Genomic DNA, 22,485 nt, shown 5'->3' with positions numbered 1-22,485 from the left:
TTGCAATTAATAATTCAAGTCGAACCCAAGGGGAAGAAAACGTTTCTGGCGATCGAATCAAAAGCACAGAGCTAGACCTGATAAGATTCCAAATTACGTTGATTTGTTGAAATCTAGCCGAGCTTCCATGGATGATATGAATGAAAGGCTGGCACCACTTTTCAAGACTGTTATTAAGTGATTTAAGTTTTTCGTACGTTACGAAACCATCCCTACGGGTATAACTGACGAATACTCTCATGAAAATACGCCCGTGGCATAGAGTGCCCAGCAGACAACATTTATAATCATAAGAATGGCATAAATCCACATAGAGTGATTAAAGCCAGCCGCCCTCACCCTTTTCGTCAACGGCCCCTCTACACGCTTTGAAGATATGTATTCAGGGAAGCCGTTTTTGTCTGGTATAACTTGCTTTGTATTTTTGGCTAGCAGTTCGACTTGGGCCGTCTGCATTCTGCCTCTAAGCTTAACCTGATAAAAATAGCTAGTTGCATCCAAGAACCAAAACCCAATGATTACTACTGTGACTGTAACAAATAATGCAGTGTCCAATTTATTATTGGTGAATTTCGTTAGGAAGGCCAATACCACGAACAATGTAGTGACACAGAATTTTTTTATCTCAAAGCAAAATCCACTGAACTGAGATACTGCACTGTGCAGCTGGTCAATCAATTTCCATTCAAGTTCTTCTCTCAAAGAGCGAATGTAGGGTTTGCTGTCAGCATCATGCATCGTAGAAACTCGTTGTATAGGGCCGCTATTGTTACAGGATGCTAACATAGCCGAGGGAAATGCGGAGCAGCAGATATGCCGACGAATAGGTAGTTTATAATCAAAAGCTTCAGATCATTCGCGGTCGCCACGACGCCGGGAGTGACCTTACCCATGTGCTGGAGACCGCCAAAATTTTGATGGCAGTAGCCAGACTTGATCCGAACTGGTGGAGGCGTCGGCAGATACGACACACCACTATCCGCAAGGCTATCACCGGAATAAAGCATTGATACCAGACTATGAGGTGTCACATGCAATCACATGTCATATAGCTTGCGAAAGAGCCGACGTAGGATCGCAGAGAAACGACGAGGCGTCATTATTTCACCACTGCTGAACGTCAACCTGTTTGTGGAACAACTGCAATGGGGCGTTAGTCGCCTGGGGTAGGTTTGCACAAAGCTGTACGGTTGGGTTTTATGCTGCGGGTATATCCCGGGTTTGCAGGCCACGACTATTTGCTAGCCGCTTTGACTAAAATTCGATACTCAAGTGCTTGGCATTTAGGAATATACTGATATCATACTAGTTTCGCTAAAATTGGAAAAGCTGCACATGTCTTTTTCGTTATCCCGAATTTTCATCGCCCCAATCCTCTGTATGGCTACCGCTAATACTTTCGCTAGCCCTTTACAAGCTGCCAACACCCTCAGCAAGGGTAAAGACGTCTGGGAGTTCTATAAGGCCGCCGTTGCAAATCCGGCGCAAATAACTTTGCTGTCCCTTGATATAGAAGGTATGTTTCGAGATAGTTCTACCCGCTACCAAGAGCTAAACAATAAATTTGCAGAGAGTGTTGACTGGTTCAAGAATGGCGCGATGGGTGCGGATCATATAACTCTTCAGTCAGAAAAGTCGCCTGATTACGAATACGGATACTATTCAATCACTTTAAAAAAATTAGATTTTAAGCAGTGCCAGGCACTCGCAAACTATCCGTCCTTCAAGGGTAGGTTTGAGCATGTCGAGATTAATGACGTTAAAGAGGGTGGCGCAGCAGCATGTAAATCCAAGTGGTTTACATCAGATAATAATTCTATAAAGTTAGTCGGCTATTGAATTAGTTCCGCTGCGGCTAGCCGACGCTCGAAGCATCCTATATTCAGGGCTTTCTTTAAGGGCTGTGGTTCTCTTACTTGAATGAAACTGGTGCCAGCCCTGCACTAAGACCGCTTCTGGCTGAATCGGCCTGCCCTCAAGCGGCCACAATCGACCATTCCCCCTCTAGCAACGGGCGGCAACCTATCAAAAGTAGCGCCTACGGAGCCAGGGGGCAAGAATAGCTCAAGCTTCTAAGGTTTAACTTTTAAACGTCTGCTTCTGGCCGAGGCTGTCTAAAACTTTTTTCGAGCGCGACAAGTACTCAAAACCGGACTAAAAATCGCTCCTCTACGCGAAATCCACGCCTGGCCGACGTACCGATAAATTTCAGATTTAATAGATGCGCACACTTCAATTTTGGCGAAGCGTTTTTACACACTCTGGGCCACTCCCTGCCGGTCACGAGAGGCGAGAGTCGGCCATTAGCTGCCCATCACTACGGTCAAGTCTGGGTTGATCCGTTCGAATCAGATGTGTGTGAGCCACTGATTGAAATGCCAAAAATTTGCCACACTCTCCACGCTAAACGAGGCGAAAACACGCTAATCATGGCTACTACAACCCTTTGATTTCCCAGCTAATCCGCGCTAACGTATTGATTCTAAACGTCGGCTTTTAGGACTCCGAAGGCAGGGGTCGTGGGTTCGAATCCCGCCTGGTGCGCCATGAATTGAAACGAGAAAGCCCCGGACTGTGATGGTCCGGGGCTTTTTTGTGGGCGCAGTGTTTCATGCGACGACGGTCACTCCGTCGTCCAGTCAAACTCGTCGTAATCGTCGTCTTCCTCTTCTTCCCCAGCCTCCTCAAAAACCTCGTCCTCTTCCACGACGTCTTCTTCCGACTGGTTCAGCAGAAACTCCTTGCGCGCCTCGGTAATCGCGCGCCGCATCTCCTCGCCCTTCTGCGGGCAGTTGAGGAGTTGGGCGATGCGGTCGATTTTTGCTGCCACTTTGTTCTCCAGCGCTTCAGCCATGGCCCGATAGTGCGCGTTTTTGCCGGGCAATGCCAAATGGCTGGGTGAACAAGCGGTCAGTTCTGGCGGATTTTTTCGAGGAGCAGGTCGAGGTCCACGCCGGGGTAGCGTTTGTGCAGGTTGTTGTACAGCGCGACTGCGGCTTGCGACTGACCGGAGTCGCGCAGGCGCAGGACTTCGCGCAGTTGCGTGTCGAGGCCATTGGCCGGGGCGGCGGCGCGTTTGCCGAGTTTGGCTTGGTCGGCGCTGATCGAGTCGCTTTGCATCGGCTCGGCCATTTCCATCATCGGTGCCGGTGCGGACATGGCCGCAGCGGGCGGAGCGGCCAGTGATTGCGCTTCCGGGGCTTGTTTACGCGCCAATGGCGCGGCCGGTTTGGCCGCCGGGGCGAAGTCGAATTGCGGTTGTGGTTCCGGCGTGTGTTGCACCAGCGACAGCATCAGTGCCACACCGACCAGGCTGGCGAAGGCGACCTGCCAACGCGGTTTCTGACAGGCCCGCAGCCAGCGTTGCCACAGGCCTGGCTTGGGCACCGGTGTTTCGCGGAGAGCAGCATTGAGGATGAACGCATCAAGGTGCGCCGGCGGTTCAACATTGTGCTGTTCGCGTACATGTTTGATCACAGATTCTTCGGGTGTCTGGCGGGCGTCAGTCATGTCAGTACCTCCTCGGCCAGCAGCCGACGCAGTTTATGCTGGGCGTAGCGCAAGCGGCTCTTGACGGTTTCCAGCGGTGTTTCGGTGAGGCTGGCGATTTGCGCCAGGTCGAGGTCGCCGTGGGCACGCAGCAGGAACACTTCGCGCTGATCGGCAGGCAAGGTTTGCAGAGCGCTTTCCAGGCGCTGGCTGTCGCGGCTGAGGTTCAGCAATTGTTCGGGATCGTGGGTCTCGTCGCCAATCTCATGCAGCTGTTCGTCGTAGCTGTCGTGCAGCGACTGATGTGCGCCGTGTTTGCGCCAGTGATCGATCAGCCGATTGCGCGCAATCTGGAACAGCCATGTACGAAACGTCGCCCGGCCCTGTGGCTGACTGGTGCTGCGGATCAGGCTCAGCCAGGTGTCCTGAAAGACTTCGTCAGCCAGTTCCGGTTTGCCGCTCAATCCAAGCAGAAACCGATACAAACCCTGACGATGGCGCGCGTACAGAATCTCGAACGCCGCGCCGTCGCCCTCGCGATAACGCGCCAGCAGCGTTTCATCGCTGCTGGCGGCCGCGCTGTCTGGCGTAGCAAACAGCTGACTGATGAAGCCTTTCAATCGGCTCACTATTCAATCCGTCGCTCAGTGGGCATCGCATTCGATGCGGTTGAGGCGCGCAGGCTTTGCGCCAGTTCCACCAGTTGCACGAACTCGTTGCGCAAGCCGAAGCGGTCGTCGCCCCGAGCGCCACGGGCCAGGGTTTCGGTGTCCTTGAGGCTGAAGTCGCCGGTGTAGCGAGCGTCCTTGAGCTGCTGGGAAAACGCCGCCACCGCCGCCGCGAAACGCAGGTCCTCACTGGCCGGTGCGAGCTGATTGGCAATCGGCCGCTCGATCAGCAGACTTTTCCCACCTTCGGGCTGTTGATAACGCACACGCAGCATCGCCAATTCTCCATCCTTCGCAGCAACCACCTTCTCCGATTTACCGTAGCGCAGCGGTTCCAGCCAGCCCTTCTCACCTGTCGGAACAATTTCATACAGCGCGGTCACCGTGTGTCCTGCGCCGACTTCACCGGCATCGACTTTGTCATTGCTGAAATCCTCACGCTTCAAGGCGCGGTTTTCGTAGCCAAGCAGGCGATATTCACTGACCTGCGCCGGGTTGAATTCCACCTGCAATTTGACGTTTTTCGCCACTACCGCCAGGGTCGAACCGAGTTGATCCACCAGCACTTTGCGCGCCTCGCGCAGGTTGTCGATGTAGGCGTAGTTGCCGTCGCCGGCGTCGGCCAGTTGCTCCATCAAGTGTTCATTGTAGTTATCCACACCGAAACCCAGGGTGGTCAGGGAAATCCCGGTTTTGCGTTTATCCACAGCCATTTGTTTGAGGCTGTCGAAGTCGCTGACGCCGACGTTGAAGTCACCGTCGGTGGCCAACAGGATGCGGTTGATGCCTTTGGGAATGAACGCCTGCTGCGCCATTTGATAGGCCAGTTCGATGCCCGACGCGCCAGCGGTTGAACCGCTTGCGGTCAATTGCTCGATGGCTGTGCGAATTTTGGCTTTCTCGTGTCCGGACGTTGGCTCCAGCACCACACGGGATTCGCCGGCATACACCACCAGCGACACCCGATCCTGCTCGCGCAACTGATCGACCAGCAGTTTCAATGTGCTTTTGACCAGTGGCAGCCCTTCGCGGCGATCCATCGAGCCGGACACATCCACCAGAAACACCAGATTCGCCGGGGCCAGCTCCGCCACAGCCCGGTCAGAGGCCTTGATGCCGATGCGCAGCAGGCGGGTGTGCGGATTCCACGGGGTGGCGGCCAGTTCGGTGGTTACGCCGAAGGGCGAACCATCGGTCGGCAGCGCATAGTTGTAGGGAAAATAATTGACCAACTCTTCCAGCCGCACCGCGCCTTCCGGCGGCAGGCGTCCCTGATTGAGCAAACGCCGGACATTGGCGTAGGCGCCGGTATCGACGTCGGCGCTGAAGGTCGAGACCGGAGCCTCGGCCACGCTGTGAATAGAATTGTCGGCCAGCGCCTGATATTGCTCGCGCTGCTCGTCGCGATAGCCTTGTGGATAACTTTCCGAAGCCGGCATCGCCGCGAAACTGGCAATCGGCGCCGGACGCGCACTGCGCTTGGCCAGCGCACTGTCGGTAACGAGCGCCTCATGCTGAATCGACGCCTGTGGCTGGGCCGGCGCCGGGACGGCAGCCGATTCGGGATTAGAGGACACGCCGCAACCGGCGACGGTCAACAACACACCGACGGCAACGGGTCGCAAAAAAGGCAGGGAGCGGGACATGGGGGCTGACCTCGGGATGAAAGTGATTCATTCATCCACTGAGACGGGCAGCCCTTTCAGATCGGGTTAAACCCCGCTGAAAATTTTTTCAGCGGTGATAACGCCGTACCACGCTGCTGTTACGCAATACGTGGCCTTTGATTTTGTCCATCAGTTCGGCGCGGGTCAGGCCGGCTGGCAAGGCGTCCGGGGCCAGATCCAGGGCGTAAATCTGAATGATGTAGTGGTGGGCGCTGTCGCCAACCGGTGGGCACGGCCCGATGTAATGGGTGGTGCCTTTGGTGTTGGTACCGCCCATGCCTTCGAGATTGGATTTGGCGCCGACGCCAGCAGGGATCTGCCGGGTGGTGGCCTTGATGCCGTAGTGAATCCAGTGATCGACGCCAGCACCTTTCTGACCGTCCGGGTCGTGCATGACGATCGCGTAGCTCAGGGTGCCGGCAGGCCCGGCGTTCCAGGCCAGCGCCGGGGACTGGTTCTTGCCACCGCAACCGGCCGCATCGCTCGCGGCGGCCGAGGTGAACAGACGGTTGTCCGAGACACCGGGGATGTCGAGGGTAAAGCGCTCGGCCGCCTGCGCCGGAAACTGCACGCAAAGGGCGACGGCGACGGCCGCCAGCCAAGGGTTGAGAGAGGTCAATCGGGTCATTCCGGGAGTACCTTGTGCAGTTGGGCCTTCGTCGGCCTGCAAACTATAGCTGTACCGTTCGTACCTTGGCAGTGGCAATTGGCTGAACCTCGCACGGCGGCGCAAACTCGTAAGAGAAATGCCTGTCAGGAGCACGAACATGAGCCTGCACCGTGTCGCCCGTGTCGCCGATGTCCCCGAAGACCGTGGCCTGCAAGTCGAAATCGGCGAGCGCAAGATTGTCCTGCTCCACGCCAATGGCCAACTGCGCGCATTTCAGGGCGAATGCCCACATGCCGGGGCGCCACTGGCTGACGGCGCGCTGTGCAACGGACGCCTGATCTGCCCGTGGCACAAAGCCGCGTTTCGCGTCGAAGACGGCGCGCTGTGCGAACCGCCGGCCCTCGACAGTCTCAAGCGTTATCCGCTGGAACTACGCGGCGAGGAAGTCTGGGTCGATGACCAGCCGTTAAACGATGCGCACACACCGCCAGAAGATGACCCGCGTACATTCGTGATTGTCGGCGCAGGTGCAGCCGGGACGGCGTGCGCGGCCGCATTGCGGGAGAAAGGTTTCGGTGGTCGGATCATCATGCTCGACCGCGAAGCGGAGGCCGGTTACGACCGCACGGTACTGAGCAAATTCGTCCTCGCCGGCGAGATGCCGGCGCAGGAAACCCCGCCGCTGCGCGATGAAGATTTTTATCAAGAGCAGCGCATCGAACGCCGACAAGGCGAAATCTCCGCGATCGACGCTTCGGCGAAAACCCTGCATTTGCACGACGGCCAATCCCTGCGCTTCGACGCGGCAGTGCTCGCCACCGGCGGCGAGCCCAATCCGCTGCAACTACCCGGCGCCGACCTGCCGCAGGTGTTCGTCCTGCGCTCGAAAGCCCAGGCCGAACAGATCATGCGCACCGCCAACCCCGAACAGCGGGCGCTGATCATCGGCGACAGCTTTATCGCCCTCGAATGCGCCTCGGCCCTGCGTCAGTTCGGCCTCGACGTCACAGTCATCGCCCGCCTCGCCATCCCGTTTGCCGCGCAATTTGGCGAAGCGGTGGGCAAGGCGATCCGTGCGCTGCATGAACAACACGGGGTGAAATTCATCACCGATCACGAAGCCCGGGAAATCACCGGTGATGGCAAAGTCGAGGCGGTGCTGCTGGACAACGGTTTGCGCGTCTCGGCGGATCTGGTGCTGGCGGGGGTTGGTGTGCACCCGGCCACCGAGGCTTTTGCGTCGCTGCCCAAGGAGAAAGACCAGTCACTGCGCGTCGATGCCGGCCTGCGTGTTTGCGACGGGCTGTGGGCGATTGGCGATATCGCCACGTTCCCCCTGAGCGGCCAGCCGCAACGCATTGAGCATTGGCGCCTGGCCCAGCAGCACGCACGCATCGCTGCCGCCAACATGTTGGGCGCCGATGAGCATTATCTGGATGTGCCGTTTTTCTGGACCTGGCACTTCGGCAGGAACTACGACTACCTTGGCCATGCCAGTCAGTGGGATGAAATCGAGTTCAAGGGCGAACCCGAGCATCCGCCCTTTATTGGCCTGTTCGGCCACAACGGCGTGGTGGTTGCCGCTGTGGCAAGCGAGGAGGAGCGAGCCATGGCGATGCTGGCCGAGCGGATGAAACAGCCGCTGACGATGGAAGACGCGTGGGAACTGATTCGCTGCTGAATGCTGAACAATGTAGGAGCTGCCGAAGGCTGCGATCTTTTGATCTTTTAAATCAACAGATCGCAGCCTTCGGCAGCTCCTACAGGGGACGCGTCGTTCAGGTGAGGCGGTTTACCGGGTCGCGATTGTCATCATCCTCGGCGTGCAGAAAGATCACCCGCGGATGTTCAAGCGGCGCCAGCGGTGGCGGCAGCTCCGCAGGCTCCAGCGGACGGAAATTCAGCACCACATGGCTGATATCACCTTCCTGATCGTTGTGGATGGTCATCACCCCGGGTGTGCGCAGCTTCTCCAGGCGGTCATCGCACAGGCGGAAGCTCTTGCTCAGCCCTTCATCATCGACCACCGGTGCCGGCAAGCGACGCTGGGCGAAGCTTCTGCTTTTGCGCTGCTGATAACGCGCCCAACCAATCAGGATCACTGCGTTGACCAGCGCCACCCACAGGTAGATCTGCAACGTACCCAGGGCCTCGAACGCCGAGTTGTCGATGCGTGGCCCACCGGCGTGGGTCTCGATCAACGGCCACAGTCCGCGAATCAGCAGAAACAGCAGGCCGACCCAGGCCAGCACGGTGAGGACCACATCGACCACCACCAGGAAGGGCCGCTGCCGGGTCCGGATGATTTTCATTTGATGACCTCCTCTTCGTCGTCGCCGACCGGTTTGATACCCCGGTCAGGGCTGACCCAACGCGCACGCTTCTGGTGTTGACCAAACAGCACTTTGGGGAAACTGACCAAGGTGGTGAGCAGGCTGACCAGCCAGAACGCGATCGGATACCAGACCACCCAGAACATGGTTCGGCCCAGACCCGGTTCATAGCGCCGGTCGATGATTATGCTGACTGCGAATTGCACCAGGCAGACAAACGCCAGCAACAGGCCGGTGAACGCCGGGGGCATCAGGTGATGCACGGCAATCGATTCCGGCATGACCACAAACTTGCCAACACCCCAGAAAATCACCGACAGCAGGAAGGTGAAGGCCCAACCGGTTGACAGGCAGTATTCGAACAGCAGCGGCCACAGATAACGATGGCGGTACTGCCAGATCCCGCGAATGTTCTTGAACAGCACCTCGGCACCGCCTTGGGCCCAGCGCAGGCGCTGCTTCCACAGACCGCGCAGGGTTTCCGGCATCAGGATCCAGCACAGCGCGCGCGGCTCGTAGAAGATGCTCCAGTGATCGAGTTGCAGCTTCCAGCTGATGTCGATGTCTTCGGTGATCATGTCCGGGCTCCAGTAGCCGACCCGGTTCAACGCGGTACGACGGAACGCGACGATCACCCCGGACACGGTGAAGATCCGCCCGAACACCCGTTGCGTACGCTTGATCAGACCGATGATCGACGAGAACTCACCGACCTGCACCCGCCCGACCAGGGTCGAACGTGTGCGAATCCGTGGGTTGCCGGTCACTGCGCCAAGCCGCGCGTTGTCGAGCATCGGCGCCACCAGATAGGCCGCCGTGTTCGGCGCCAGCAGCGCGTCACCGTCAATGCACACCAGATATTCGCTGCGCGCAGCAATCGCACCCATGCGCAGGGCCACAGCCTTGCCCTGGTTTTCTGCCAGATGCAGCACCCGCAGGCGTGGGTCTTCCTGGGCGAGCCGGTCGAGCACTTCGGCGGTGTTGTCCTTGGAGCCGTCGTTGATCGCAATGACTTCGATGTTCGGGTAGTGCTGGGCCAGCGCCGCGTGAATGGTGTCGGCAGCGTTTTCGCCTTCGTTGTAGCAAGGGATCAGGATCGAGATCAGCGGCTCGCCTTCCAGTGGCGGCGGCAAAGTGTCGTCCTTCCATGGCCAGTGGCGTTCCCAGTGCAGCCAGAAATACAGGCCGCCGGCAATCCACAGCCCGGACATGAACAACGGGTAGAAGAACACGAAGTCCATCAGGAACTGCCCGGTGACCAGGAAGATCAACCCCAGCGGCACGCCGAGGACGAGCGCCAGAACAAGCAGGGCTAACAGTCTATCCAGCATGTCATGGGTTCCATTTGTTGGAGAGCGCAGGCCTTACGGTTTTCAGGTCCGGCAGGTTGTCGAGGAAGTTGTCCGGGTAGTAACCGAAACTGGTCGCACCCTGACGCTTGAGCCGGCCCATCCAGTCGGCCAGTTGGGCGCCGTCGATGTCGGCCTGATCCTTTTTCGTCCAGTCGCGGGCCTGCAGTTCGAAGACGGTGCGATCCAGTGCACCGGGGCGCTGTTTGATCTTCGCCACCAGTTCTTCAAGCCACGGGCCGGATTGCGCCTGGGTCTGTTTTTCCATCAGTGGCATGGCCATCGGCGCCGTCCAGTCGTAGGTCACGAGGAAGTCGTCGAGGTTCTGCGCAAACCAGGCTTCGCTCTCAGGATTGAGTACCGGCTCGGCGAAGATGTTGCGTGCGGTCAGCACTTGCGGGCCACGGATCGCACGTACCTTGGCGGTCAGCTCATTGGTGAAGTCGATCAGGTATTGGCTCTTGAACCGCGTCCAGCGCTGCATGGCTGCCGGATCATCCCGAAGCGCCGCAATGGACCCCGGCAAGCCATGCGCGGCATAAGCCTTCAGGGCCTCGGGGCTGGCGTCTTCGAAGTCCGAGAGCACCGCGTCGTCGTGATAAAGAATCCCGTCGACCGAGGTCAGACGCGCCACGTCTTCGTAGATTTCACCGATGATCCGCCGTACTTGCGGATCGAATGGCGACAGGCGTTGATACTGGCCCGGATCGACCGAGGTGCTGCCGGTCTTCGGATCCCAGCGCGTGACACGCGGCAGCTTCGCATCGAGGCCGAAACTCAGCACCGGCATCCACGCGAACACCTTCACATGCGCCCGAGTGCGCAGTTGCCAGGCAACGCGATCGAAAATGTCGGCGCGCACTGGCAGGTGACGGTTGGGGAAGTACAGCGAGTGCACCAGTCCGTCGCCCTTCGGATCGGCGAAGGCCTGCAGGAACACGGTGTTGGCGCCCATGTCGGCCATGCGCTGGATCAGCTTGCCGAGGTTGATTTCCTGTTGCGCCGGATCCGGGTCATAAACGTTGTCGAGATCGACGTGCACCACACGCATGGCGAAATCCGACTGCACGCCAACAATGCTGTTGGCGAAATGCTCGCCGTCAGGATCGGAGGCCACCAGGAAACGCGGGCCGCTCATCAGGTTGTCGAGAGCGTCGAGACCGTCGTCCAGGGTCAGGGCCATTTCGTAGCCCTGCTCGCCGACCACGGTCAGCGAAGTGCCGTCCGCCGTGCCGTACGGCCAGACCCAGATGCGAGGCTTCTTGCCGGTGACCTTGCGGATCTTTTCCGAAATGGTCGCGACGTCATTGCGGATTCGGGCGCGGAAATCCTCTTCGGACTCATAGCGTTTGGTGACTGGATCGTAGCGGCGGGTGGCCGCCGCCGGCTGCATGTTGCCCTGCGGGTTGGCGAGGATGCCTTTGTGGCTGGCGTCGGTGTGCGCGGCGATTTCCACCAGCCCCGACTGCGAGATTTCCCGCACCTGATCCCAGGTCAGGAAGTCGGAGCGTGCGCGGGGGGCGCCGGCAAAATCCACCGGTTGATTGAGCGGCGTGTCGATCCAGGTGCCGACCGGCGCCAGCAAGGCGTGCCAGTTGTAGGCGCGCAGCACCGGTAGCACGCGGGTATAGAAGCTTGAGTAACCGTCGTCGAAACTGAGCAGGATCGCTTTGGCCGGCAGTTCCGGGCCGCCCTTGCGCGCCGCCATGATCTGATCGACGGTGACCGGCTGGTAGCCGTTCTCGCGCAGCCAGGCCAACTGTTCGATCATGCGCTCGGTGCGCACGGCCACCACGGCCTGATCAGGGTCACGGTCTTCGACGTCGTGATAGGCGATGCCCAGCACGTGGTTTTTCGGCCACGGTTTTTCACTGGCCGCCAGCGGACGTTGCGAGGGCGGCGCGAAAGCCGGGGCTTGCTGGGCGCAGGCGCTGATCAGCAGCACTCCCAGCAGAAGGATGAAACGCGTCATCAAAGGCATCTTCAAACTCTTCTAGAAGCGGAAAGTGAGGTCGACAAGCAGACGCAGATCGGTCTCCCGATCACCGTCGTAGGGCCGGTTGATCACACTGAACAAACCGCCCACCTCGAACACGTCGTTCCAGGCATAACGCTGGCCGTAGCCGAGCATCGCCATGCCGCCGGTGCCGTGGTCACGCTGGCTGTAGGTGCCCGCACCGGCCTGGAATTGCTGGCTCCAGGAGGTTTCGTAGCGGTGGTAAAGCACATGGTTGACGTTGACCGTCGGCATCACGCTGAAGTCCGACTTCGGGTTGAAGTACGGCACATCCTCGGAATTGGAGTTGTGGCTGGTGCCGACTTCCAGACCGGCATCGACCTGCACGTTCGGTGCGCTGTAGACACCCTCGCGCCCGGTGAGCAAGGCCTCGACGCGGTTGTTGCCGTCGCTGAAGTGCGACGGGCTGACCGACAGTTTCCACTCGCGGCTCTCATTGGCGCGCCAGCGGATGAACGCGTTGCCGCCGTTGGCCTTGATGTCGCTGTTGAGCGCCCGCAATGGCGTCTCGGCCGACAGGTAGGCGAAGCTGCCGCCGTACTGCCAGTTGTCGTTGATGTCGCGGGCAATCGCGATGCGCGCGCCCTGCTTGGCGCCATAACCGTAATTGTGGTTGGACACCTCGGCTTCCAGGCTCATGTCGCGGGTACGACGTTCCAGGCCCACGCGCTGGAAACGGTCGGTACCGGTGCCTTCGGCGAAGTCGCCGGTGGCATAACCGGCGCCGACAAACACCCGCCAGTCTTCATCAATCGGCGGGCTGTACAGGGTGCTCTGGATGCCGAAATCGCGGCTGCCACTGACCGCGCCCGCACCACCGCTGCCGCCGCCCCCATTGGCTTTGCCGCCGTAGGCTTCGACACGCAGTTCGGACATGTCGTGCACTTCACGCTCACGGGCCGCGCGCTGCACCTGACGGTTGTCGGGAAAACGCGCGACCACGTCATCGGTCAGCGCATCCATTTGCCGCCATTCCTGCAGGGTCATCGCGGTGCGCGCCTGAGCCAGTTCCAGGCCCATGTCGCGGGGGGCCATGCTTTCGGTTTCCTTGAGCTGGTTTTCCGCGCGGCGTGGCCACTGTCGGGCCAGGTACAGATCGGCCTGGGCCAGACGCAAACCGAGGTTGCCCGGGGCCTGATCGACCAATGTCTGCAGGCGCTCCTCGCCGTGCGGCAGGTCAGAGCCGTAGGTACCGGCCTGCGCCGCGAGCTGCTGGGCGTCCATCCATTCGTCGTTGGGGTTGCCGATCGGCAAGCCCTTGAGTTCGACGCGCGGCTTCTGGGTCTTGGCCAGATCCTCGGCGACTTTGCGCGCTTCATCGGCGCGGTCGCTTTCCAGCAGCGAGTAGTACAACGCGGTGGTGTCTTCGAGACGATCACCGACATCAGCGTCGGGGGCCGACAGCACCTGGCGATACAGGTCAGTGGAGACTTCCGGCTGGCGCTGATCCAGATACGACGCCGCCACCCAGCGCATGGCGTAGGTCGGAATCTTCACGCCTTCGCTTTGCAGCTTCTGATATTCGTTGATCACGTCGGCGGTGCGCGCCCGGGCCTTGAGTGCGCCCATGCGGTCGATGCGCCAGCGAATCACGTCATCGTGGGCACTGGCGTCCGGGGTCCAGGTGGCGAGCAATTTGTCGTAATCGGCCAAGGCGCGGTCGGCGATCACATAGCGTTCTTTTTCGCTGCGGGTGGCGAGTTCGGCCAGACGCACGCGTTCGGCAGCCAGATCACCTTCGAGGCGGCGCAGGGTGACCGGGTCGATCAGCCCCGGACGTTGATTGGCCAGGCGCAGCGCCGGTTCCGGCAGCCGCGCCTTTTGCAGGGCGACCACGTATTCACGGGCGACTTCCGGCTTGCTGCCGGCACGCATGAACGCCTGATCGTATTCGAACAGTGCGTCGTACTGCTTGCCGGCGCGGGTCAGGGCATAGCCCAGTGCGAGACGGCGTGAGGGATCGTCGGGTTTGGCGGCAACCAGAGCCTTGGCGCGGGTCACGGCTTCGTCGGGTTTGCCCGCGTCAGCCTGAGTCAGCGCCAGCCCCAGTTGCAGGTCAGCGTTGTCCGGCTCCAGCGCCAGGGCCTTGTTGTAGACCTGGGTCGCCTGCTCCCAACGCTTGAGGTTGCGATAGGCGCGTGCGGTGGCGGTCAGTGCCTGCACCGGCAGTACCCGGTCACCGCCCTGGGTCTCATAGACCTGCACCACCTCGGCATCGAGGCCGGCCCAACTGGCGATCTGCAGGTGATCGCTGATCTGCCCGGTGGTCGATTGCCCCGGTGGCACCTGGCGCAGCACGTTCAGCGCAGGCGTGGTCTGCCCGGCACGGGCATCACGCACCATCTGATCATAGGGCGTATCGGCAAACGCCAGTGCCGGCCAGAGCAACTGGCTGCACAGCGCAACGCGAAACAACGGGCGTAAACCACGATGTAAAACAGGAACATCAATACGCGGCATTCGTCAGCATCCTTACATGGCCAGCCGGGTCGCAATGCCCCCCTTGCCCATTCGTAACGGAGACCGAGTCAAAAGAGACCCAGCCAAGCTTAGTCAGGCAGTCTTGCATGCAAGCGTAGTCGAATATTCAGAACACAATAATTGTTCAGAATCGTGGCGCCGGCTCAGACGAAAACCCGAACGCCAGACAGCAAAACGCCCGGCGTCTGAGGATCAGAGGCCGGGCGTTGTTATTTAGAGCGCAGGATTACTGCACTTGCGTGACGCCAGCGAACTTGCTCATCAGGAAGCCGACGAACTGCTCGACGGACATCTTCTGGCCGTTGAACTCCACCTGATTGGCAGCGTAATGCAGCTTGGTCACGACATTGGTGCCATCGACGGTCGCCAACTGCGAACCGACGGCCATGCCGGAGAACATGTCGGCACCGGCGCTGGCCTGGTCGACGATGGCTTTGGCGTCAGTCTGACCGTCGAGCTGCGCCTGCACGCTGAGCAGATCGATCAGCATCGGCTTGGACACCTGAATGTTCAGGTCCAGCAGCGCGACCAACTGTTTACCCAGTTGATCCGGCGGCAGATCCATCGACTGTGGCTTGGTCAGATCAATCACCAGGCTGGCGCGGCTTTCACCGTTGGCGGTTTTCAGCGACAGGTTTTCCAGCGCGATCTGTGGACTGGCGGCCAGCAGTTTCTGCAGGTCAGCCTTGACCTGTGCCGACTCGGCTTCGGTCAGGTTCAGTTCCGGTGCCGGCAGGCCGGCTTCGGCAGCGGCCGCCGCTTCCTTCTCGTACGGCTGCAATTTGGTCTGGTAGATCTGCATCAGCGACATGGTCGACGGGATGTCGAGGTTCTTCAGGCTCATAGCCATGTTGGCCGAACCGATTTTCTTGTCGTTGAGGGTGACTTCACCCACCTTGTAATCAGCGCGGCCCGAGGCATTGCTGCCGCTCTCTTCAGTGAGGTTCTTCATTTCGAAGTTCTTCACGCCGAGTACCGACTGCTTGGCACCGAAAGTGGTTTTGCTGTTGGTCAGCTCCAGGGTGTTTTCCCCGGTGTAGTAGCCGTAGCTGCTCTTGGTAAGGTTGCTGGCCAGGGTCAGACCGTTGAGTTCGACCTGCACCGGCGCCTGATCCTGCGACACGGTGACCAGTTTCAGGTTGTCCATGTAGCCGTCAGCCTTGACCTTCTGCGCCTGGGCACTGGCGGAGATGTTCATGGTCAGGCCGGAGAATTTCAGGCTCGACTGCTCGTCCAGCGCGGTTTCCAGCGGCAGCAACTCGAGGCTGCTGGTGGTGGATTCGTCGTAGCCGATGTTGGTCACACCTTTAAGCGGCGCGGCGCCCTTGGTGGCGGCAAACCATTTTTCGGTGGCCGGGCTCTTTTCCAGCTCGTAATTGCTGGTGGCCATGACCGGCAGCCACTTCAGCGACACCAGGCGCGAGAACGGCAGTGGGCCGTGCTCGATGTGGTCGACAAACAGCAGCTCGACCGGCTGGTCGCCGAACATCTCGCCCTCGCCCTTGAGACGGTAGTGCGCGGTGCTGGTGAAAGTGTGACGCTCCAGCGACACCAGCTCCAGCGACGCGGTGCCATTGGAGCCGGCCATCGCGGTCTGCAGCTCTTTGTTGGCGTTGCTGACGGCGTTGTTCAGTACGCCTTCGATCTTGGTCCCGGTGTACCAGGCCCCGCCGGCGCTGATCGCACCGATGGCAACAACAATCCCGAGAAGCACGCCTGCTGATTTATTCATGAATGACCTGATCAATGTCCGTGGCTGTAAGTGTCGTCGTCTTCCCTGAACCCGTGACCGGGTCGCGGCTCGACTCCGCTGAAATTAGCGGTGGAGATTAGCACTGGCAGCGCGAGGCGGCCCAATGTTTAAAGGTTAAAGAGTGTCTATGGGGAGTGTGGACAGCTGACAGGCGGGGAGAGTTGCAGTGTTTTTGAGGACGCTATCGCGAGCAGGCTCACTCCTACAATTGAAATGCGTTCCCCTGTAGGAGTGAGCCTGCTCGCGATAGGGCCACTGGATTCCCAGAAGCTCAGGAATACTGAACCTCGATCTCATCGAGTTGATGATCGAAGCTCTTCAACCGCGCCGTCCAAGTGTAGACCAGCACTTCAAAGTCGCGATCGATCACCGCCCCGCCCGGCCCATCCGCCCGGGGGTCACAGAAATCCAGCTGATAGCGCTCGCGGGCCATGGCCGTGGCGACATCCGACAGCTCGCGGGCATTGTTGAGCCAGTGCCAGCCTTCGTCGGCAATCTGCTTGTCGAGTTCCAGGCACTGTTTTTTCAAGGCTTCGAGGCTTTTTTCCAGCGGCGTGCCGGTGAGTTCGCCCATGACTTCGGCGAAGGTGCGTCCCGGTTGCCAGTAGCTGCCCCAGAAGTAGCGGTCGAACACGGTTTCGACCCGACGCAGGGCGACTTTGGTGTCCCAGATCAGCACCAGGGTCTTGCCTTGTTCAAGTTGTCTTTTCTTGACCCGCTGCACCTGGATCGACGCCCAGGCCACCACCACGATTGCCATCACCGCGATCAACGCGGTGGCGCTGTCGAGGAAGACCATGGCCTTGTCGATCTGATGGGCCAGCATGATGCCGTAGAAATAGGTGGCCGATAGCAGCACCAGCGCTACAAGGGCGCACCAGAAGCCGAGAGCGTAAGGGTTTTTCATTATTGGTTTCCCCTAGACCAGCGCTAGCAATGTGCGCTGAAAGGGTGCGTTGCACGTGGCACCCCTTCAACACTTCAAAGCATAGCAACGGCTTCAGGGTTTGCTGGCGCTCGAGGCTTGCGTTCGTCCGCTTTCCCAACCGCCACCGAGGGCGAGGAACAAATCGATCTGGCTCATGGCGACCTGGGTGTTGGCGGCGGCCAGTTGCGCGGTGACGTCGGTGTAGGTGCGGGTCGCCTGCAGGTCGGCGAGGAACGACTCGCGCCCGGCCTGGAAGAAGCGGTGGGTCTGGTCCGCCGCCAGTTTCGCCGACTGCTCGGCGTCGGCCAGGGCGTCGCGGCGTTGCAGCAGCGCGCTGTATTGGGCCAGACCGGTCTGGGTTTCGCGGATGGCGTTGAGCACCACGCCGTCGAAATGCGCCAGTGCGGCCTGGGTGTTGGCCTCGGCTTCACGGATCCGTGCGCGGGCGCCGTTGGTCGGCACTTTCCAGCTCAACGACGGGCCGAAGCCCCAACGGTTGGTCGATGGATCACCCAAGTCGTCAATAAGACCGACGGTGCCGATGGTCGCGCCGATGCTGATGTCCGGGTACAGCTCGCCCGTAGCGACGCCGATGCCCGCTGTCGAGGCCGCCAAGCGACGTTCCGCCTGACGGATATCGGGACGACGCTTGAGCAGCGCCGCACCGTCGCCCACCGGCACCAGTTGGGCAATTTTCGGCAGTTCGGCACAAGTGGCGGTACCGGCCGGCAATTGCTCGACCGGTTTCGCCAGCAACATCGACAGGCGGAACAACCCCGCCTGACGCGCCGCTTCGTAGCGCGGCATGTCGGCGCGCAACGACTTGAATTGGGTTTGCGAACGGGTGACCTGGGTTTCATCGCCACGCCCGGCATCGCGCAGGCGCTGGATCAGGGTCGTGCCTTGCGATTGCAGGTCAAGGGAGTGCTGGGCGATTTGCCGTTCTTCGTTCGCCGCACACACCTGGGTGTAGGCGCGCACCACGTCCGCCACCAGGGTGATGCGCGCGGTGTCGGCGGCCGCTTGCGTTGCATCGGCGTTGGCTTTTGCCGCTTCGATGCCGCGTTGCAGCGTGCCCCACAGGTCGAACTGATAAGACGCACTGATGCCAATATCGCCGACGTTGTCGACCGGGACTTTTTCCGGCAGCAAAAACGCCTGCCCGGATTCCTGCAAACGCTGCGCGCCCATCTTCACGCCTGCGCTCCAGCCACCCGCCGCTTCGGCCTCATCGACTTGCGCGCGCGCCCGTTGAAGGTTCGCCGCCGCCACGCGCAAGTCGGTATTCGACGCCATGGCCTGCTGCACCAGTTGATCCAGTCGCGGATCCTTATACAGCCGCCACCAGTCCGCCGGCACCGGCGCCGACACCACTGGTTTGCCGTCCACCGCCAGCTCGCCCTGAAAATCCTTGCGCTGCACCGCCGCATCAGCGGGCAGGTGATAGTCCGGCCCGACCATCTGACAGGCCGAGAGCATCACGCCCAACCCGGCGATCATCAGGGCCTTGTTCATTGCGCGGGCTCCTGCGTTTTATCGTCGATGATCGACACGGTGGCGGTACGTCCGGCGATCATGCGGAAATCTTCCGGCACATCGTCAAAGGCGATGCGCACCGGAATCCGCTGCGCCAGGCGCACCCAGCTGAACGCCGGGTTGACGTTGGGCAGCAGGTTATTGCCGCTGGTGCGGTCGCGGTCTTCGATACCGGCGACGATGCTTTCGACATGTCCGCGCAGTTTGGCTTTATCGCCGATCACGCGGATATCCACCGACTGACCGACATGAATGCCGTCGAGTTTGGTTTCTTCGAAATAGCCGTCGATGTGGAACGAGTTGCTGTCGACCACCGACAACACCGGACGCCCGGCGGTGACGAATTCCTGCACACGCGGCGCGCGGTCGTTGACGTAGCCGTCCACCGGGCTGCGGATCACCGAACGGTCGAGGTTGAGCTGCGCGCTGTCCACCGTCACCAGCGCTTCGGCCAGCGCCGATTGCGCCCGGGCGACTTTCGACTGGCTTTCTTCCAGCTGTTCGGCCGGCACCAGATTGCCCAGGCCACGGTTACGCTTGGCTTCGCGCTGGGCTTGAGCCAGGGTTTCCTCGCGATCGGCAACCGCCGCTTTAGCCTGACGCAGGGCCAGTTTGAAGCGGTCCTGATCGATGCTGAACAGCACTTGACCGCGCTTGATCAACTGGTTGTCCTTGACCTCGACCTGCTGGATCAGCCCGGACACGTCCGGAGCGATCTGGATGATGTCGGCACGGATGTGGCCGTCACGGGTCCACGGCGCGAACATGTAATACATCACCATGCGCCAGACGAGGACAACGGCAAAAGTCACGATCAGCAGGGTCAGTACCACGCGACCGATAGTCAGAAACGGTTTTTTCATGTCATCAGGTATCGACTGAGTGAGTCCACGCCGTACAGCATCACGGCGTAGAGGGCCACGTTGAACAATGCCCGGTGCCAGACCAGACGGTAAAAGTGCAGGCGCGTGAGCACGCCATGCACCAGCAGAAACAACACATAGGTGATGCCCATCAACACCAGCAGGGTCGGCAGGAAAATCCCGCTGATATCCAGATCACCGATCATAGGGGCGCTCCATCGGGCAGCGGTTCTTCGGCATCGCTGGTGCTGACGAATTCCACGCCGGGCAGCAGCGCCAGGCGCAAACCGCTCAAGGCATGCAACAGGTTTAGCCGGGTTTCTTCGTCGCCGTGGCCTTTGAGCGCGCGGCGCGCGCGGTCCATGGTCATCAGCAACGGACTCGGCGCCGGCAAGCGTTCGCCGGCCTTCAGACACGCGCGGAAATACTCGCCGACCTCAGCCACCACTTGCTGCAGCAGGGCCTTCGGCGCGCCGCTGACCCGTGGCGTGTAAGCCAGCAGATCGAGCAGGTTCAGGCCCACGCGCACTTCACGCATGGCAATCCCGGTGTCCTGGCCGGTCATGGCCAGACGCGGCAAGTGCTGCATCAGACGATCGAGCAACTGCACGCCCAGATGCCGATGTTCGGCCAGATTGGCCGGCTCGGTCATGCGCACGATGTCTTTCCAGCTGAAGCGGGTCAGACGTTTGGCGGCCAGCTCGACGCCGAACGGGCGGGCGATCAGGGTCCAGATAAACGCGAACAGCAGGCCCAGAGGGCCGGCCAGGTTGGAGTTCACGAAGGCGAAGAAGTCCGCGTCGTAAGCGCCCTGAATGCTGATGAACGACGAGGTGTTGACCAGCGTCAGGAGCATGCCGAGGAAGAAGCGTGGCTGCACCGTCAGGGTGCCGACACAGATGAACGGAACCGCAAACGCCAGTACCAGCATCGGGAAATCGTGCAGGTTCGGCAGAATCAGAAACAGGTAAAGGCTGGCGAACAGCACCGACATCCCGGTCCAGAAAAAGAACCGGTAGATCTGCGGTGCCGGGTCGTCCATCGAGGCGAAGAAACTGCACGCTACCGCCGCCAGAATCACCGCACTGCCACCGTCCGGCCAGCCGAGCAGAATCCACAGCACCGAAGCGACGATGATCGCCAGAACGGTCGAGGCCACCGAATACAGCATCATCCCGCGGTCGAGAAATGGCGTCAGCCGCCCGAGGCGCCAGTGCCGGTACACCGCGCGCCAGCTGTCCTGGCGCTCGCAGAGAATCGCGTCCTGCAAACTGCGGCAGTCCTGCCACAGATCGATGAATTCGCCGAGGCGATAAATCGCGTTGGAGAACAGCAATTGCTTGCGATCGTCCAGCGCCTCGCAGCTTGGTTGCAGGGCCTGGAGTTGATCCTTGAGCGCCTGCCACCGTTCGAGATCGGCGTCGTTATGGCCGAGCCATTGCTGGGTCGCGGTCAGCAGTGGGGCAAACTTTTCCACCAGTTCCGGTGTGCGTCGCTCAAGGGCATAGAGCGAGTCTTCCAGCGCGTCGATCACCGGCAACAGGTGGATCATCCGCCCGCGCAGCTCCTTGGTGTTGCGCACGGTTTGCGGTCGAGCGCCTTCGTGGGGCAACTGGCCGATCATCAATTCGAGGCTGTTGAAATTGGCGACCATGGCCATGCGCAGCGCGGCGATCTGTTCAGGCTGCACGTCGCGGCTGAGAAACTTCAGGCTGTAGGTGGTGGCGTCAGCGAACCACTTGCCCACCGCGTCGTTGAACACCGGCGCCAAGCGACGCGGCCAGAACATCGCGCCGACCACCGCCGCCACAGCGATGCCGAGAAAAATCTCTTCGGTGCGCGCCTCCGCCACGTCCCACACCGCCAGCGGGTTATCCACGGTCGGCAAGGCAATCAGCGGCAAGGTGTAGCCGGCCAGCATCAGCGCGTAGTTATTGGCGGTACGCAGGTGCAGCGACAGGAACAGCAAAATCCCCGTCCACAGGGCAATCACCACCACCAACACGTACGGACTCTGCACGAACATCGGCACGAACAGCACTGCCGCCGCCGCGCCGAGAAAGGTGCCGATGGCGCGGTACAGCGCCTTGGAACTGGTCGGGCCGAGAAACGGGCTGGAAACGATGTACACCGTGGCCATCGCCCAGTACGGACGCGGCATTTGCATGAGCAAGGCGATGTACAGCGCGATCATCGACGCTGCAAAGGTACGGACCCCGTAGAACCAGTCACGGGCAGGCGGGATGCCAGAGAAAAAACCGTTCAAGAATTGATCACCACAGGCGGATTGGCCGCCTCAAAAGCTCGCAGTACCCGAAGCGTAGCTTCCAGATCACTCTGGTCGATGCCTTCGAGCACTTCATGACGCAGACGCACCAGTTCGATCTCCACCGCTTGCACCAGTTCACGGCCGGTGTCGGTCAGGCTCAGGCACTTGGCCCGACGATCCTGCGCATCTTCGGTGCGGCAGACGTAGCCGGCGTGGCACAACTGATCGAGCAGGCGCACCAGCGACGGACTCTCCATCCCGGCCGCCTGCGCCACCTGCACCTGACGCACACCCTCGCCCAGCCGTCCGATCATCAACAACGGCACGGCGCAGGCTTCGGAGATTCCATAGTTGACCAGCGTGGTCTGGCAGATCTTCCGCCAATGCCTGGCGGCCACCACCATGGCACTGCTGATGTTCATCTGAAGAGCGTCGAGGGAATTCGGCACGGGAAAATGCACACTGTTAGTTTGCTAACTATCAATATCGCATTGGCGGGGAATTTCAGTCAAGTTTTGAAAC

The 22,485-nt window shown here is 60.3% G+C and carries 19 protein-coding genes; 2 read left to right on the top strand and 17 right to left on the bottom strand.

Annotation, left to right across the window (positions count from 1 at the left end; all coding sequences use genetic code 11):
• Positions 1-237: 237 nt before the first annotated feature.
• Positions 238-738 carry a hypothetical protein gene (locus E3Z29_RS03495; RefSeq protein WP_134785151.1) on the bottom strand — a complete coding sequence of 167 codons (501 nt, stop codon included), beginning with the start codon at positions 736-738 and terminating at the stop codon, positions 238-240.
• A 597-nt stretch (positions 739-1,335) separates the two neighbouring features.
• Here E3Z29_RS03495 and E3Z29_RS03490 point away from each other — a divergent pair.
• Entirely contained in the window at positions 1,336-1,839 is a 504-nt protein-coding gene (locus E3Z29_RS03490; protein ID WP_134785150.1) for a hypothetical protein, read from the top strand.
• 784 nt (positions 1,840-2,623) lie between these two features.
• Here the strand turns inward: E3Z29_RS03490 and E3Z29_RS03485 are convergent.
• The 5 genes from E3Z29_RS03485 to E3Z29_RS03465 form a co-directional block, all read right to left on the bottom strand.
• A complete protein-coding gene (locus tag E3Z29_RS03485) occupies positions 2,624-2,854 on the bottom strand; it encodes a hypothetical protein (protein WP_177416184.1) in 231 nt (76 codons plus the stop codon).
• A 56-nt stretch (positions 2,855-2,910) separates the two neighbouring features.
• Positions 2,911-3,510, bottom strand: coding sequence for a hypothetical protein (locus E3Z29_RS03480; RefSeq protein WP_134785149.1), 600 nt, complete (start codon positions 3,508-3,510; stop codon positions 2,911-2,913).
• On the bottom strand, positions 3,507-4,088 hold the full coding sequence (locus E3Z29_RS03475) for an RNA polymerase sigma factor (RefSeq protein WP_372241215.1): 582 nt from the start codon (positions 4,086-4,088) through the stop codon (positions 3,507-3,509). The genes E3Z29_RS03480 and E3Z29_RS03475 overlap by 4 nt, the downstream gene beginning before the upstream one ends.
• A 29-nt stretch (positions 4,089-4,117) precedes the next feature.
• Entirely contained in the window at positions 4,118-5,803 is a 1,686-nt protein-coding gene (locus tag E3Z29_RS03470) for a VWA domain-containing protein (protein ID WP_134785147.1), read from the bottom strand.
• A gap of 88 nt (positions 5,804-5,891) precedes the next feature.
• On the bottom strand, positions 5,892-6,452 hold the full coding sequence (locus E3Z29_RS03465) for a YbhB/YbcL family Raf kinase inhibitor-like protein (RefSeq protein ID WP_098966595.1): 561 nt from the start codon (positions 6,450-6,452) through the stop codon (positions 5,892-5,894).
• Positions 6,453-6,591: 139 nt separating this feature from the next.
• Between E3Z29_RS03465 and E3Z29_RS03460 the strand changes: the two genes are divergently transcribed.
• Positions 6,592-8,115 carry an FAD-dependent oxidoreductase gene (locus E3Z29_RS03460; protein WP_134785146.1) on the top strand — a complete coding sequence of 508 codons (1,524 nt, stop codon included), beginning with the start codon at positions 6,592-6,594 and terminating at the stop codon, positions 8,113-8,115.
• 97 nt (positions 8,116-8,212) lie between these two features.
• Here the strand turns inward: E3Z29_RS03460 and pgaD are convergent, their stop codons facing one another.
• The 11 genes from pgaD to E3Z29_RS03400 all read right to left on the bottom strand — a co-directional run bounded on the left by pgaD (position 8,213) and on the right by E3Z29_RS03400 (position 22,385).
• Positions 8,213-8,746, bottom strand: coding sequence for a poly-beta-1,6-N-acetyl-D-glucosamine biosynthesis protein PgaD (gene pgaD / locus E3Z29_RS03450; protein WP_134785145.1), 534 nt, complete (start codon positions 8,744-8,746; stop codon positions 8,213-8,215).
• Positions 8,743-10,098, bottom strand: coding sequence for a poly-beta-1,6-N-acetyl-D-glucosamine synthase (gene pgaC, locus E3Z29_RS03445; RefSeq protein ID WP_007961454.1), 1,356 nt, complete (start codon positions 10,096-10,098; stop codon positions 8,743-8,745). Before pgaC ends, pgaD begins: the two co-directional genes overlap by 4 nt.
• A gap of 1 nt (position 10,099) precedes the next feature.
• The gene (gene pgaB / locus E3Z29_RS03440; protein ID WP_134785144.1) at positions 10,100-12,097 is read right to left on the bottom strand and encodes a poly-beta-1,6-N-acetyl-D-glucosamine N-deacetylase PgaB; all 1,998 of its coding nucleotides are present in this window, start codon (positions 12,095-12,097) and stop codon (positions 10,100-10,102) included.
• Positions 12,098-12,109: 12 nt separating this feature from the next.
• On the bottom strand, positions 12,110-14,593 hold the full coding sequence (gene pgaA, locus E3Z29_RS03435) for a poly-beta-1,6 N-acetyl-D-glucosamine export porin PgaA (protein WP_134785143.1): 2,484 nt from the start codon (positions 14,591-14,593) through the stop codon (positions 12,110-12,112).
• 247 nt (positions 14,594-14,840) lie between these two features.
• Positions 14,841-16,346 (bottom strand): YdgA family protein, encoded by a 1,506-nt coding sequence (locus E3Z29_RS03430; protein ID WP_134785142.1) that lies wholly within the window; start codon positions 16,344-16,346, stop codon positions 14,841-14,843.
• 292 nt (positions 16,347-16,638) lie between these two features.
• Entirely contained in the window at positions 16,639-17,274 is a 636-nt protein-coding gene (locus tag E3Z29_RS03425; RefSeq protein WP_025113416.1) for a hypothetical protein, read from the bottom strand.
• Positions 17,275-17,367: 93 nt separating this feature from the next.
• Positions 17,368-18,810 carry an efflux transporter outer membrane subunit gene (locus tag E3Z29_RS03420; protein WP_134785141.1) on the bottom strand — a complete coding sequence of 481 codons (1,443 nt, stop codon included), beginning with the start codon at positions 18,808-18,810 and terminating at the stop codon, positions 17,368-17,370.
• Positions 18,807-19,694, bottom strand: a complete 888-nt coding sequence (locus E3Z29_RS03415) for an HlyD family secretion protein (protein ID WP_134785140.1) — start codon at positions 19,692-19,694, stop codon at positions 18,807-18,809. The genes E3Z29_RS03420 and E3Z29_RS03415 overlap by 4 nt, the downstream gene beginning before the upstream one ends.
• Positions 19,691-19,900, bottom strand: a complete 210-nt coding sequence (locus tag E3Z29_RS03410) for a DUF1656 domain-containing protein (RefSeq protein WP_098966584.1) — start codon at positions 19,898-19,900, stop codon at positions 19,691-19,693. Before E3Z29_RS03410 ends, E3Z29_RS03415 begins: the two co-directional genes overlap by 4 nt.
• A complete protein-coding gene (locus tag E3Z29_RS03405) occupies positions 19,897-21,960 on the bottom strand; it encodes an FUSC family protein (protein ID WP_134785139.1) in 2,064 nt (687 codons plus the stop codon). Before E3Z29_RS03405 ends, E3Z29_RS03410 begins: the two co-directional genes overlap by 4 nt.
• Entirely contained in the window at positions 21,957-22,385 is a 429-nt protein-coding gene (locus E3Z29_RS03400; protein ID WP_007961473.1) for a MarR family winged helix-turn-helix transcriptional regulator, read from the bottom strand. Before E3Z29_RS03400 ends, E3Z29_RS03405 begins: the two co-directional genes overlap by 4 nt.
• Positions 22,386-22,485 lie beyond the last annotated feature (100 nt).

It is taken from the genome of Pseudomonas sp. S150, from assembly GCF_004526365.1.
GTDB classification, from domain to species: Bacteria; Pseudomonadota; Gammaproteobacteria; order Pseudomonadales; family Pseudomonadaceae; genus Aquipseudomonas; species Aquipseudomonas putida_A.
The sequence above is the reverse complement of the archived record's forward strand: the minus strand, read 5'-3'. Positions and strand labels throughout refer to the sequence as shown.

Bases quoted from the DNA above. Each gene is read 5' to 3' on its own strand.
- E3Z29_RS03495 (WP_134785151.1), bottom strand. From the start codon at position 738: ATGCATGATGCTGACAGCAAACCCTACATTCGCTCTTTGAGAGAAGAA.
- E3Z29_RS03490 (WP_134785150.1), top strand. From the start codon at position 1,336: ATGTCTTTTTCGTTATCCCGAATTTTCATCGCCCCAATCCTCTGTATG.
- E3Z29_RS03485 (WP_177416184.1), bottom strand. From the start codon at position 2,854: ATGGCTGAAGCGCTGGAGAACAAAGTGGCAGCAAAAATCGACCGCATC.
- E3Z29_RS03480 (WP_134785149.1), bottom strand. From the start codon at position 3,510: ATGACTGACGCCCGCCAGACACCCGAAGAATCTGTGATCAAACATGTA.
- E3Z29_RS03470 (WP_134785147.1), bottom strand. From the start codon at position 5,803: ATGTCCCGCTCCCTGCCTTTTTTGCGACCCGTTGCCGTCGGTGTGTTG.
- E3Z29_RS03465 (WP_098966595.1), bottom strand. From the start codon at position 6,452: ATGACCCGATTGACCTCTCTCAACCCTTGGCTGGCGGCCGTCGCCGTC.
- E3Z29_RS03460 (WP_134785146.1), top strand. From the start codon at position 6,592: ATGAGCCTGCACCGTGTCGCCCGTGTCGCCGATGTCCCCGAAGACCGT.
- pgaD (WP_134785145.1), bottom strand. From the start codon at position 8,746: ATGAAAATCATCCGGACCCGGCAGCGGCCCTTCCTGGTGGTGGTCGAT.
- pgaC (WP_007961454.1), bottom strand. From the start codon at position 10,098: ATGCTGGATAGACTGTTAGCCCTGCTTGTTCTGGCGCTCGTCCTCGGC.
- pgaB (WP_134785144.1), bottom strand. From the start codon at position 12,097: ATGCCTTTGATGACGCGTTTCATCCTTCTGCTGGGAGTGCTGCTGATC.
- pgaA (WP_134785143.1), bottom strand. From the start codon at position 14,593: ATGCCGCGTATTGATGTTCCTGTTTTACATCGTGGTTTACGCCCGTTG.
- E3Z29_RS03430 (WP_134785142.1), bottom strand. From the start codon at position 16,346: ATGAATAAATCAGCAGGCGTGCTTCTCGGGATTGTTGTTGCCATCGGT.
- E3Z29_RS03425 (WP_025113416.1), bottom strand. From the start codon at position 17,274: ATGAAAAACCCTTACGCTCTCGGCTTCTGGTGCGCCCTTGTAGCGCTG.
- E3Z29_RS03420 (WP_134785141.1), bottom strand. From the start codon at position 18,810: ATGAACAAGGCCCTGATGATCGCCGGGTTGGGCGTGATGCTCTCGGCC.
- E3Z29_RS03415 (WP_134785140.1), bottom strand. From the start codon at position 19,694: ATGAAAAAACCGTTTCTGACTATCGGTCGCGTGGTACTGACCCTGCTG.
- E3Z29_RS03410 (WP_098966584.1), bottom strand. From the start codon at position 19,900: ATGATCGGTGATCTGGATATCAGCGGGATTTTCCTGCCGACCCTGCTG.
- E3Z29_RS03400 (WP_007961473.1), bottom strand. From the start codon at position 22,385: ATGAACATCAGCAGTGCCATGGTGGTGGCCGCCAGGCATTGGCGGAAG.